The organism is Burkholderia sp. YIM B11467, assembly GCF_052952715.1.
In genome coordinates, this window is record NZ_JBQVSQ010000001.1 from 1,526,133 (window position 1) to 1,538,446 (window position 12,314).

Genomic DNA, 12,314 nt, shown 5'->3' on the forward strand with positions numbered 1-12,314 from the left:
CGCCGCCGCACCGGCTACCTGCCGTCGCATGCAGTGCGCAGCGCGCGAACCAGTTCGCTCGCCGCCTTGCCGAGCCCCGTGTGCTTCGGCCGCCGCAGGTACACGGGCAGCGGTAAGCCGTTGCGGATGTTCTCGAACACGAGCGGTGCGAGTTCGCCGTTGGCGACGTATCCGCCGATCACCGACGCGGGCAGGTTCGCCCAACCGTGACCGGCCTTCACGAGCGCGATCGCGGTCGTCATGTCGGTCACCTTCCACGTGCGGTTGCCGATCAACGGCCGAACGTCGGTCAACGGCCGCTCCGGATCGGCGATCACGATCTGCCGGAAGCCCGACAGCCGTTCGATCGCTTCCGGATGTGCGCCTTCGGCGATCAGCGGATGCGCCGGCGCAGCGACGGCAATGAGCGTCTCGGTCCACAGCGCGTGGATCTGCTCCTGCGGATGCAGGTCGAGCCCGCAGTACGCCACACAGAGATCGATGGCGGCGCGATGCAGCGCGTCGACGATCGCGTCCTGCGGTGCCGTGACGACACTGATCGCGAGCGCCGGATATTTCGCGGCGACCGCCGTCAGCGCGCGGGCGACGGGCGCGCTGTCGATCTCGGCCGCGACGCCGAGCCGCAGCGTGTCCTCGACGCCTTCCGACAAGTGCTGCGCGTGTGCGCGCAGCACCTGCAACTGCTCGGCGATCGAGCGCGCATCGGGCAACAGCGCGGCCATCGCGGCAGTCGGCGTCGGTTCCCGTGTGCCGCGGTCGAACAACACGAGATCGAGTTCGGCCTCGAGATTCGCGATCGCCATGCTGATTGCCGACGGCGTGCGGCCGAGCGCGCGCGCGGCCGCCGAAAACGAGCCTTTGTCGATGACGGTGAGCAGCATGTCGATGTGGTCGCTGGTCAGCATGTGCGGCCTCTCCTGTCAGAAAAATTGAAAGGACCTGACTTTTGCGGACGACGGACCCGCTGATAGTCTCGCCACCTTGTTCGAGAGGAAGGTGGATGGTCATGCAAGGGTGGAAGAGACGCATAGTCTACGTCGTGATGTTCGAGGTGCTCGGCATCCTCGTCGCGTCGTCGGTGCTCGGCATGCTGAGCGGCGCGAGCGCGGCGACGAGCGGCCTGCTCGGCGTGATGATTTCGACGACGGGCGTCACCGTCAATTTTCTGTACAACCTCGCGTTCGAAGCATGGGAGCGGCGGAGCGCGGCGACGACGCGCACCGTCGGGCGTCGTGTGCTGCATGCGATCGGTTTTCAGGTCGCGCTCGTGACGTTCCTGATTCCGCTGATCGCGTGGTGGCTCGACGTGTCGCTGCTGCAGGCGTTCCTGTACGACGCAGTGCTGATCGTGTTCTTCCCGATCTTCACGTTCGCGTACAACTGGGCGTTCGACAGCGTGTTCGGGTTGCCGGATGCGGTGACGCGCAAGTCGGAGGCGGCGGCGTAACCGGGCGCCCTCGATGCGGACGGGCGCCCGCATCGTGCGGGGAATGAAACGGGGAATATCGGGCGGAACGAACGCCGCCCGGGAAATTACGCGGCGATGAACTCGTGCACGAAGCGGTTGAACACGGCGGGGCTTGCCGCATTCATCCCGTGCGACGCGCCGGCGACGGTCTGCCGTTGCGCATCGCCGATCCACTGCGACAGCGTGTCGACGTTGTTGCGGAACATCTTCGGGCTGCGCTGGCCGTCGATCAGCAGCGTGCGGCACGCGATATCGCCGGCCGTGTGCTGCGAATACGCGGGCAGCGGATCGCGCAGTTGCTTCGGCAGCGTGCTCGCGTTGTCGATCGCCATCGTGCGAAAGCGCGACGTGCTCTTCTTCCATGCGCCGGGCAGGCTCACGGAATCGACGAACATCTCGAGACCGGATTCGACGTCGCCTTGACCGATCAGGTTCACGGCCTTCGTGCGCAGCGCGAGCGCGGCGGCCGGCAGCGCGGCTTCGCGCACGCCCTGCTGTTGCAGCGGGCCGCCCGGATCGGCGAGCGTCAGCGTGTCGACGAGATGCGGATGCTGGCGTGCGACGTTGAATGCCACGCTGCCGCCGCGCGAATGGCCGACCAGATGCACGGGGCCGAGATCGAGCGCGTCGATGAATTCGGCGAGCTCGTCGACGTGGTTCTGCCAACTGAACTCGTCCTGGATGCCCGCTTCGACGGCCGGCCAGTAGTGGCTGAGGCTCGGCGCGATGCAGCGGTAGTGGGCCGACAGCGATGCAAGCTGCGGATCCCAGTAGCGGTAGTCGCACAGCGAACCGTGCACGAACACCATCGGCGCGCCGCTGCCCCGCTCGACATACGGCAGGCTGATGCCTGACGAAAGCGTCGCAAATTGCAGGTCGGGGTTCGCGAGCACGGACGGCTCGATTCGCATGTTCATGACTGAAAGACTCAAAGGTGCGTCAACTCGACGCAACTATGCATCACGGCGACCTGCAAGGAAAACGCATAATTTTCATCGTGACGATCAATTTTATTGATGGCTCGGCCGCAAAGCCTTGTCGGGCCGTGGTCGTGTGTTGAGATTCTTTCAATCGTCTGACGGTCTGAGCGGGCCGAAGGGGCGTGCGAAGGCCTGCGCGCGTGCGCGATCGCATCGAAAAAAGCGGGGAAGTGCGCACGCCGCGGATGCGGCGCGCGCGTCAGCGCACCGTCAATGCAGGCGCGGTCTGAAGCTCGACGGGGAGGTCGTTGTCGGCGGCGAACCGCATCGCGAAGTCGAACGCGTCGGCGCACACGCTGCGCAGTTCGTCCGACACGATCAGGCATTTGACGCCGCCGTCGACGACGGGCATCGCGAGCCGCGACAGCGCGCACGGATAGCCGGGCCGCAGTTCGCCGACGAACAGCGTGATGACGCCCGCGAGGCGCTCGGGCCAGTCGCTGGGGCGGAAGGTTTTCTGCGCGCGTGTGACGCCGCGGATCAGGTGGCCGTCGACGCGGCCGTGTTCGGTGACTTCGATGCGATCCATGCTGTTGTGCGTGTCCTCGTTCGCGTCATTCGCCGCCGTCGGCTGCCGCGTCGCCGTGCGCGGGAATCCGCAGGTTGCGCAGCTTGTGATAAAGCGTTTTCTTCGGCATGCCGAGCGCGACGCTCGCCTCCGCGACGTTGCCGTTGTGACGTCGCAGCATGTCCTCGATCAGCATCCGTTCGAAATACGCGAGCTGCTCCGTGAGCGTGCCGCCCGCGGTCGGCGTGCCGCCGGACGACAGCAGGCTGTCGCCGGTCAGCCCGAGCACGAAGCGGTCGGCCACGTTCTGCAGCTCGCGCACGTTGCCGGGCCATGCATGCGTCATCAGTTCGGACACCTGCGCAGCCGTGACGACCGGCGCCGGCTGCCCGAAGCGTCGCGCGGCCGCAAGCACGAAATGCTCGAACAGCAGCGGCACGTCCTCGCGTCGCTCGCGCAGCGGCGGCAGCTCGATCTGCGCGACGTTGAGGCGATACAGCAAGTCCGCGCGAAAGCGCCCGTCGGCCGCGAGTTCCGCGAGGTCGGCCTTCGATGCGGCGACCACGCGGCAGTCGACCGGAATCAATTCGTTCGCGCCGAGCCGTTCGACCACGCGCTCCTGCAGCACGCGCAGCATCTTGATCTGCAGCTGAATCGGCATCGTCTCGATCTCGTCGAGGAACAGCGTGCCGCCCTGCGCCCATTCGATCTTGCCGATGCGCTTCTTGATCGCGCCGGTGAACGCGCCGGCCTCGTGGCCGAACAGTTCGCTCTCGAAGATCTGCTCGGGCAGGCCGCCGCAGTTCAGCGCGACGAAATGCGCGTCGCGCCGGCCGCCGAAGTCGTGCAGGCTGCGCGCGATCAGTTCCTTGCCGGTGCCCGTCTCGCCGGTGATCAGAACGGACACCGACGTATCGGCGAGGCGCAGGATCTTCTTGCGCACGTCGGCCATCGCGGGCGACTTGCCGAGCACGAATGCCTCGATGCCCTGCCAGTTGTTGAGCGCCGCGCGCAGCCCCTGCACCTCGAGCGTCAGGCGGCGCTTCTCGACCGCGCGTGCGACGCGGCCGGCGATCACGTCCGACGAGAACGGCTTCTCGATGAAGTCGTACGCGCCGACCTGCATCGCGCCGACGGCCGTCGAGATATCCGCGTGGCCGCTGATCAGCACGACCGGGATCTGCGCATCGACGGCCATCACGCGATCGAGCAGCTGCAGCCCGTCGATGCCCGGCATCCGCACGTCCGACACGATCACGACCGGCGCGCCGGGCGCGACGTGCGCAAGTGCGTCGGCGGCCGCCGCGAACGCATCGACCGGGAATCCGGCAAGCGCGACGGCCTGCTCGACGCCGATCCGGACGTTTTCATCGTCCTCGACGACCAGCACCCGAATCTCATCTTCCATGCTCTGTCCTTTGCAGCGTCGCCGCCGCGAATTCGATACTGAACTGCGCGCCGCCTTCGTCGCGGTTCGTCGCGGCGATCTTCGCGCCGAACGCCTCGACGATGCGCGACGTGATCGCGAGGCCGAGCCCGAGGCCCTGGCCGCGCGGCTTGGTCGTGACGAACGGCTCGAACAGGTGCGGCAGCACCTCGGGCGCGATGCCGGCGCCGCTGTCGGCGACCGTGAAGCGCACGCGGCCGGCCTCGTCCGGCCCGGCGGCATCGATGACGATGCGGCGCACCGGCGCGTCATGCACCGCGTCGAGCGCGTTGCCGAGCAGGTTCACGATCACCTGCTGCAACTGGCTCGATTCGGCCGATACCGCCGTGCCGGGCGCGATGTTCACGTCGAGCTGCACGCCTTCGTCGCGGATCCGCGCGTCGTAGATGAGCCGCGCATGCGCGACGGCCTCGTTCAGCGACACCGCGACGCGCTCGACGTCGGGCTTGCGCGCGAAGGTCTTCAGCTCGCCGGTGAGCACGGCCATGCTGTCGACCAGCTTGCCGATCCGTTCGAGATTGGCATACGCCGGCGCCGGCTGGCCGCGCTCGAAGAACGTGCGTGCGTTGTCGCACAGCGTGCGGATCGCGACGAGCGGCTGGTTCAGCTCGTGCGTGAGGCCGGCGGCCATCTGCCCGAGCACCGCGAGCTTGCCCGCGTGCACGACTTCCTGCTGCGAATCGCGCAGCCGCTGCTCGGTGCGCTCGCGCTCGACGATCTCGCGCTGCATCTGTTCGTTCGCGGCGGTCAGCGCGGCCGTGCGCTGCGCGACGGTCAGTTCGAGCCGGTCGTTCGCGCGGCGCAGCGCGTCCTGCGCGCGCAGCCGTGCCGCGATCGCCCGGCGCCGCTGGATCGCGTAGCCGGCCAGCAGCGCGGCAATCAGGAACGCGCCGGTGACGAACACGAACGCCGTCTGCTGCTGGCGCCGCGCGCCCGCGATGTCGAGCAGCACCATCAGCGAATCGCCGGCCTGCGGCGCGGGGCGCGACATCACGAGATAGCGGGTGGTGCGGTCGGGGTGCCGCAGGTCGGGGAACGTGCCGAACCAGGCGGCCGCGCTGCGATCGCCGATGCGGCGGTACGGCAGCGCGTCGACGGTGCGGCCCGCGTATTGCCGCGACGCCTGGATGTCGCGCTGTTGCTGCGCGGTGATCGGGCGCAGCGCGGTGAATTTCCATGCGGGTTCGGTCGAGATCACGACCACGCCGTTGCTGTCGACGACCATCGCGGCGACGCCCGGCGCGCGCCATGCCGATTCGAGCGAATCGACGCTGATCTTGACGGCGGCCACGCCGATCGGCACGCCGTCGTCGCGCACCGCGCTGGCGAAGTAGACGCCCGGCACGCCCGTGTTGGTGCCGATGCCGAAGAAGCGGCCGCTGCCGCGCGCGAGTGCATCCTTGAAGTACGGCCGGTACGACACGTTGGTGCCGACGAAGCTGAGCGTCTCGTTCCAGTTGCTGGCGGCGATCACTTCGCCCTGCAGGTCGATCACGTCGACGGCGCCGCTGCCCGCGTCGCGGTTCACGGCTTCGAGGTAGGTGTTCACGGTGTGCACGAGCGCGGGCGTGTCGTGCGGCGCGGCCTTCAGCATCGCGCGCACGCCGTCCTGCCGCGCGACCAGGCCGGGCAGGATCTCGAAGCGGCCGAGCTCGCTCTTCAGGCTCGACGCATACAGGTCGAGCCGGTGCGCGCCGGTTTCCTCGAGCGCGTCGATCGCGCGCTCCCACGCGAAATCGACGGCCGCGCCCGCCACGCCGACATACAGCGCGGCGGCCGACGCCCAGCCCCACCACGGGATACCCTTGAAGCTCTTCTGCACGTTCGCCCTCATCGAAGCCCGTTATCGGCGTGAACAGGCCCTGGCCGCCCAACCGGTCGTCCGGACCCGGCCGTCCGGAACGACGCGCGCCGCGCGTCGGCTAGGCCGGCGGCGGCGCGTGCGAAGCAGCCGGCGCGACGGTGCGCGCGGCGGCGCATCATCCGAAGTGCGCGACCAGGATCAGCGTCACCGTGACGACGATCGCGCCGCCGATGCGCGTCGCGATCTGCGCGAACGGCATCAGTTGCATCCGGTTCGCGGCGGTCAGGATCGCGACGTCGCCGGTGCCGCCTTGCCCGCTGTGGCAGGCGTTCACGATTGCGGTGTCGATAGGGTACATCTTCATCAGGCGGCCGACCACGAAACCGGTGCCCATCAGCGTCGCGACGGTCGACACGATCGTCACGACGTTGACGATCGTGAAGGCGGCGGTCAGCTTGTCCCACGGCGTCATCGCGACGCCGATCGCGAACAGCAGCGGATACGTGACGGCGGTCGAGAAGAACTTGTAGACGACGAACGCGCCTTCCTGCAGCGGCGGCGACACCGCGCGCGCCAGCTTCACGAGCACCGCGAGGAACAGCATCGCGACCGGCGCGGGCAGGCCGAACAGCTTGAACGCCATCAGGCCGACGAGGTACAGCGTGATCGCGGTGATGCCGGCGCCCGCGATGTGCGTGACGTCGACGTGGCCGCGGATCTCTTCGCTTTCCGGCGTCATGTCGCCCGTTTCGCCGACCTGCAGGCGGCCGTTGCCGGTCAGGTGCGGCAGGCGCTTGCCGAGCATGTCGAGCGCGCCCGACAGGATGATCGCGGTCAGGCTGCCGAGCATCACCGGCGGCAGCACCATCGCGAACATCTCGCCCTGCGGCAGGTGCATGAGTTCCGAATAGCCGATCGACAGCGGAATCGCGCCTTCGCCGACGCCGCCGGCCATGATCGGCACGACGATGTACAGCAGCGTGTGGCGTGCGCCGAGGCCGAGCGCGGTGCCCACCGCCGTGCCGACGATCGCGGCCGCGACCGAACCGACGGCCAGCGGGATGAAGATCTTCAGGAAGCCCTGGATCAGCACGCGGCGGTCCATGCTCAGGATGCTGCCGACGATGATCGACGCGATGAACAGGTACAGGAAGTTGGTCGACTTCGTGAATTCGACCGTCAGGTTCAGCACCGGCTTCGGCAGCAGGTGGTAGTACGTGAGCGCCGACGGCACGAAGGTCGCGAAGATCGCGGCCGCGCCGATGTTGCGCAGCAGCGGCAGACGCTTGCCGAGTTCCGCGCACGTGAAGCCGAAGAACGCGAGCACGGCGATCGCCATCGAGATCTCGCCGGGCACCTTGCCCGTCACCGCGAAACCGACGATCAGCGCGAGCAGGATGAAGTAGACGGGCAGCGGGATGATGCCGATGCGGATTTCCATCAGCTTCCACCAGCCGTCCGGCCAGAAGCGTTCGCGCTTGGCGGGACCGGCTTCGACAATCGGCTCCGGATGGGGCGGGGTATGGATAGAGGTCTGCAAGACGTGTCTCCTGATGTTGGAATGCCTGCATTGCTTCGCGGCATTGTGTGCCGTCTATTACGCAACCTCCGTGCCAGCTGTCCGGTTTGCCTTGAAGCTTGCAGATCGTTGATTCGCAAGGGGTTTGTTTCGTCTGCGGAAAGAGTCACACGAACGGCGTTCCGAGATTTCGGAATTCGCTCGGTGGCCAGGCCGAGATTTCAGCCTGAGGGCCGGCCGGGCGCCCGGCCAAGCGCAATCGCGCGCCATATCGCCGCGCGCGATTTTCTTCGCACAATCGCTTCGTAGACCGTCCTCCCGCCGCTCTCTATCATCGACTGATCCTTTTCCGATGCGACGACGACTGTCCGGAGAACGCCCGCGCGTTCGCCGCGGCGTCGCTCATCCGTCGATACCGTCTTTGGACAGGAGAGTGGTTTCCATGCTGCATGCCGTTTTTTCCGCCCGCTTTTCCTCCGGCCGACTGGCGCGGTTTGCCCGGCCGGCCCGCCTGCTGGCAGCCGCGCTGCTGGCGGCGTTGCTTGGCCTCGTGCTGCCGAACGGCGCGCGCGCCGAACCCGCGCCGCTGAAGGTCGGCATCTCGACCAGCCCGCAGATCGACGCGCTGAAGATCGCCGCGAAGGAAGCGAAGGCGCAGGGGCTCGACGTGCGGATCATCGAGTTCACCGACTGGAATACGCCGAACGCGGCGCTCGCGAACAAGGACATCGACGTCAACTACTTCCAGCACATCCCGTTTCTCGAGAACGCGAACAAGCAGGGCGGCTACAACTTCGTGTCGATCGCGCCCGGCACGATCATGAAGATCGGCCTCTATTCGAAGAAGGTGAAGAGCTTTGCCGAGCTGAAGGACGGCGCACGCGTCGCGATCGCGAACGATCCGGTGAACGGCGGGCGCGGGCTGTTGCTGCTGCAGCGCGCGGGCCTGATCACGCTGAAGCCGGGCGCCGACTACCGGGCGACGACCCACGATATCGTGGCCAACCCGAAGCACCTGAAGATCATCCCGCTCGAAGCGTCGCAGCTCGCACGTTCGCTCGACGACGTCGATCTCGCGCAGGGCTACCCGAGCTTCATCAAGCTTGCCGGCACGACCGACCCGAACAGCGCGCTGCTGTTCGACGGCACCGAGAACAAGAATTTCGCGATCCAGTGGGTCGTGCGGCCGGACAGCGTGAACGATCCGCGCATCCGCAAGTTCATCGCGATCTACCAGCACTCGCCGGCCGTGCGCAAGGCGCTCGACAACGCGTTCGGCTCGCTGTACGCGATCGCGTGGTGACGGAGGCGAACATGGCGAACGACAACAAGAAGATCCTGCTCAACGCGTTCAACATGAACTGTGTCGGGCACATCAATCACGGACTGTGGACGCATCCGCGCGACCGCTCCGCGCATTACACCGATCTCGACTACTGGGCCGATCTCGCGAAGACGCTCGAACGCGGCAAGTTCGACGGGATCTTTCTCGCGGACATCGTCGGCGTGTACGACGTGTTCGGCGGCGGCCCCGATGCGGCGCTGCGCGAATCGGTGCAGGTGCCCGTCAACGATCCGCTGCTGCTCGTGCCCGCGATGGCGCAGGTCACGAAGCACCTCGGCTTCGGCGTGACCGCGAACCTGACCTACGAGCCGCCTTACCTGTTCGCACGCCGCATGTCGACGCTCGATCACCTGACGAAGGGGCGCGTGGGCTGGAACATCGTCACCGGTTATCTCGACAGCGCCGCGCGCGGGATGGGCCTCGCGCAACAGATCGGCCACGACGACCGCTACGAGCGCGCGGACGACTACATGGACGTCGTCTACAAGCTGTGGGAACAGAGCTGGGACGACGATGCGGTGATCCGCGACGCGCAAGCACGCGTGTTCGCGCAGCCGGGCAAGGTGCGGCGCGTGAAGCACGACGGGCCGTTCTATTCCATCGATGCGATCCACCTGAGCGAGCCGTCGCTGCAGCGCACGCCGGTGCTGTACCAGGCCGGTTCGTCCGCGCGCGGCGTCGAGTTCGCGGGTCGTCACGCGGAATGCGTGTTCGTGAACGGGCAGAGCAAGGCCGCCGCGCGCGCGGCGGCGCTCGACATCCGCGCGGCCGCCGCGCGGCAGGGCCGCGATCCGGCATCGATCCGGATCTTCGCCGGCGTGAGCGTCGTGACGGCCGAGACCGAGCGGCTCGCGCGCGAGAAATTCGACGAATACCGGCGTTATGCGAGCCCGGAAGCCGGCCTCGCGCATTTCGCGAGCTCGACCGGCATCGACTTCGCGAAGTACGGCCTCGACGAGCCGATCTCGTATGTGAAGACCGATTCGATCCAGTCGGCCGTCGACGCGATCTCGCGCAAGAGCACGACCGGCACGTGGACCGTGCGCCGGATGCTCGAACAGATGTCGCTCGGCGGTCGTTATGCGCCGATCGTCGGCTCGCCGTCGCAGGTCGCGGACGAACTGCAGTCGTGGATCGACGAGACCGGCATCGACGGCTTCAACCTGACGCGCACCGTGATGCCCGAGTCGTTCGAGGATTTCGTCGACTGGGTCGTGCCCGAGTTGCAGAACCGCGGCGTCTACAAGGAAGACTACGATCCCGCGCCGACGCTGCGCGAGAAGCTGTTCGGCGCGGGCGCGCGCCTGCCCGCGTGGCACACGGGCGCGCGGCACCGGCCGGCCGCCGTATCCGAATCCGCGCATCCCGCGCATGCCTGAACGTGACGGAGCGAAGCGATGACGCAATTGTTCGATACGCTGGGTTTCATCGACGCATCGGCCGCGCGGGCCGGCGCCACTGCAACGGCGCATGAAGCGGCGGCGACCGTGCCGTCCGGCGGCGTGGCCGTGTCGCTGGAGCAGGTCGGCAAGGTGTTCGCGACGCCGCGCGGCCACGCCGCCGCGCTGCGCGACGTGACGCTCGACGTGCGGCGCGGCGAGGTATTCGGGATCATCGGCCGCAGCGGGGCCGGGAAGTCGACGCTGCTGCGGCTCGTGAACGGGCTCGAACGGCCGAGCTCGGGCCGCGTGCGCGTGCAGGGCGTCGACGTCGGCGCGCTCGACGAGGACGGGCTCGTTGCGCTGCGGCGGCGCACCGGCATGGTGTTCCAGCATTTCAACCTGCTGTCGGCGAAGACGGTGTTCGAGAACGTCGCACTGCCGCTGAAGATCGCCGGCGTGCCGAAAGCCGAGCGCGTGCGCAAGGTCGAGGCGCTGCTCGACCTCGTCGGGCTCGCCGCGAAGCGCGACGCGTATCCGGCGAGCCTGTCGGGCGGCCAGAAGCAGCGCGTCGGCATTGCCCGCGCGCTCGTGCACGATCCCGAGGTGCTGCTGTGCGACGAGGCGACGTCGGCGCTCGATCCCGAGACGACGCAGTCGATTCTCGCGCTGCTCGCCGACATCAACCGCCGCCTCGGGCTGACGATCGTGCTGATCACGCATGAGATGGAGGTGATCCGCGCGGTGTGCGACACGGTCGCGGTGATCGAACAGGGCGAAGTCGTCGAAACGGGCCCCGTGTGGCGCGTGTTCGGCGATCCGCGCCACGGCGCGACGCGCGCGCTGCTCAGCACGCTCGTGCACGACCTGCCGGCCGAACTGGCCGCGCGCGTGCAGCCGCTGTCCGAGCAGGCCGCGTTGCCCGACGGCGCGCAGGTCGTGCTCGACGTTCGTTATACGGGCGAGAGCGGCGGCGAGCCGGACGTCGGCGCGCTCGCGGCGGCGCTCGGCGGCTCCGTGCGGTTCCTGCACGGCGGGATCGAGCGCATCCAGGGGCATGCACAAGGGCGGCTCGTGATCGCGGCGTCGCCGCGCGCCGATGAAGCCGGCCAGTCGTCGACACGCGGCGGCGCGGTCGCCGCGCTGCTCGAACGTGCGCGCCGCCACGCGAATCACGCGGAGGTGCTCGGTTATGTTTGAGCTCTGGTGGCCCGAACTGCTCGACGCGATCCGCGACACGCTGTCGATGGTCGCCGCGTCGGCCGTCATCGCGGCGCTGATCGGCATCCCGCTCGCGGTGATCCTCGTGACGACCGCGCCCGGCGGCATCTACGCGCGGCGCGGCGTGAACGCCGTGCTCGGCGCGCTCGTCAACGTGTTCCGCTCGACGCCGTTCATCATCCTGCTCGTCGCGCTGCTGCCGTTTACGCGCGTGCTGATCGGCACGACGATCGGCGTATGGGCGGCCGTCGTGCCGCTGTCGATCGCCGCGATCCCGTTCTTCGCGCGGATCGCCGAAGTGAGCCTGCGCGAAGTCGATCGCGGGCTGATCGAGGCCGCGCTCGCGATGGGTGCGAAGCGCCGCCACATCGTGTGGCACGTGCTGCTGCCGGAGGCGCTGCCCGGCATGCTCGGCGGCTTCACGATCACCGTCGTCGCGCTGATCGGCTCGACCGCGATGGCGGGCGCCGTCGGCGCGGGCGGGCTCGGCGATCTCGCGATCCGCTACGGCTACCAGCGTTTCGACACGACCGTCATGGCGACCGTGATCGTGATCCTGATCGCGCTCGTCTCGGCCGTGCAAATCACGGGCGACCGCCTGGTCCGACACGTGACCCGGCGCACCTGAGCCGTGCCACAAGCA

The 12,314-nt window shown here is 68.0% G+C and carries 11 protein-coding genes; 5 read left to right on the forward strand and 6 right to left on the reverse strand.

Annotated elements, in window-relative coordinates:
• Positions 1–14 precede the first annotated feature (14 nt).
• Complete coding sequence (locus tag ACTRWB_RS06960; RefSeq protein WP_446901360.1) at positions 15–905, reverse strand: LysR family transcriptional regulator; 891 nt, start codon at positions 903–905, stop codon at positions 15–17.
• Positions 906–1,006: 101 nt separating this feature from the next.
• Between ACTRWB_RS06960 and ACTRWB_RS06965 the strand changes: the two genes are divergently transcribed.
• Positions 1,007–1,447 carry a PACE efflux transporter gene (locus tag ACTRWB_RS06965; protein WP_343494739.1) on the forward strand — a complete coding sequence of 147 codons (441 nt, stop codon included), beginning with the start codon at positions 1,007–1,009 and terminating at the stop codon, positions 1,445–1,447.
• Between the two features lie 86 nt (positions 1,448–1,533).
• Here the strand turns inward: ACTRWB_RS06965 and ACTRWB_RS06970 are convergent, their stop codons facing one another.
• The 5 genes from ACTRWB_RS06970 to ACTRWB_RS06990 form a co-directional block, all read right to left on the reverse strand.
• Entirely contained in the window at positions 1,534–2,385 is an 852-nt protein-coding gene (locus ACTRWB_RS06970; protein ID WP_129515851.1) for an alpha/beta fold hydrolase, read from the reverse strand.
• A gap of 262 nt (positions 2,386–2,647) precedes the next feature.
• Positions 2,648–2,977 carry a DUF3579 domain-containing protein gene (locus ACTRWB_RS06975; RefSeq protein ID WP_446901361.1) on the reverse strand — a complete coding sequence of 110 codons (330 nt, stop codon included), beginning with the start codon at positions 2,975–2,977 and terminating at the stop codon, positions 2,648–2,650.
• Positions 2,978–3,002: 25 nt separating this feature from the next.
• Complete coding sequence (locus ACTRWB_RS06980) at positions 3,003–4,364, reverse strand: sigma-54-dependent transcriptional regulator (protein ID WP_446901362.1); 1,362 nt, start codon at positions 4,362–4,364, stop codon at positions 3,003–3,005.
• Entirely contained in the window at positions 4,354–6,237 is a 1,884-nt protein-coding gene (locus ACTRWB_RS06985; RefSeq protein WP_446901363.1) for a sensor histidine kinase, read from the reverse strand. Before ACTRWB_RS06985 ends, ACTRWB_RS06980 begins: the two co-directional genes overlap by 11 nt.
• Positions 6,238–6,382: 145 nt before the next feature.
• Complete coding sequence (locus tag ACTRWB_RS06990) at positions 6,383–7,747, reverse strand: 2-hydroxycarboxylate transporter family protein (protein WP_446901364.1); 1,365 nt, start codon at positions 7,745–7,747, stop codon at positions 6,383–6,385.
• A 421-nt stretch (positions 7,748–8,168) separates the two neighbouring features.
• Here ACTRWB_RS06990 and ACTRWB_RS06995 point away from each other — a divergent pair, with 421 nt between their 5' ends.
• Genes ACTRWB_RS06995 through ACTRWB_RS07010 form a run of 4 tightly spaced genes read left to right on the forward strand, consistent with a single transcriptional unit; the run spans position 8,169 to position 12,299 of the window.
• Entirely contained in the window at positions 8,169–9,029 is an 861-nt protein-coding gene (locus ACTRWB_RS06995; RefSeq protein WP_412023701.1) for a MetQ/NlpA family ABC transporter substrate-binding protein, read from the forward strand.
• An 11-nt stretch (positions 9,030–9,040) separates the two neighbouring features.
• Positions 9,041–10,450, forward strand: a complete 1,410-nt coding sequence (locus ACTRWB_RS07000; protein ID WP_446901365.1) for an LLM class flavin-dependent oxidoreductase — start codon at positions 9,041–9,043, stop codon at positions 10,448–10,450.
• An 18-nt stretch (positions 10,451–10,468) separates the two neighbouring features.
• Positions 10,469–11,650 carry a methionine ABC transporter ATP-binding protein gene (locus tag ACTRWB_RS07005; protein ID WP_446901366.1) on the forward strand — a complete coding sequence of 394 codons (1,182 nt, stop codon included), beginning with the start codon at positions 10,469–10,471 and terminating at the stop codon, positions 11,648–11,650.
• Positions 11,643–12,299 (forward strand): methionine ABC transporter permease, encoded by a 657-nt coding sequence (locus tag ACTRWB_RS07010; protein WP_048023409.1) that lies wholly within the window; start codon positions 11,643–11,645, stop codon positions 12,297–12,299. Before ACTRWB_RS07005 ends, ACTRWB_RS07010 begins: the two co-directional genes overlap by 8 nt.
• Positions 12,300–12,314: the final 15 nt, after the last annotated feature.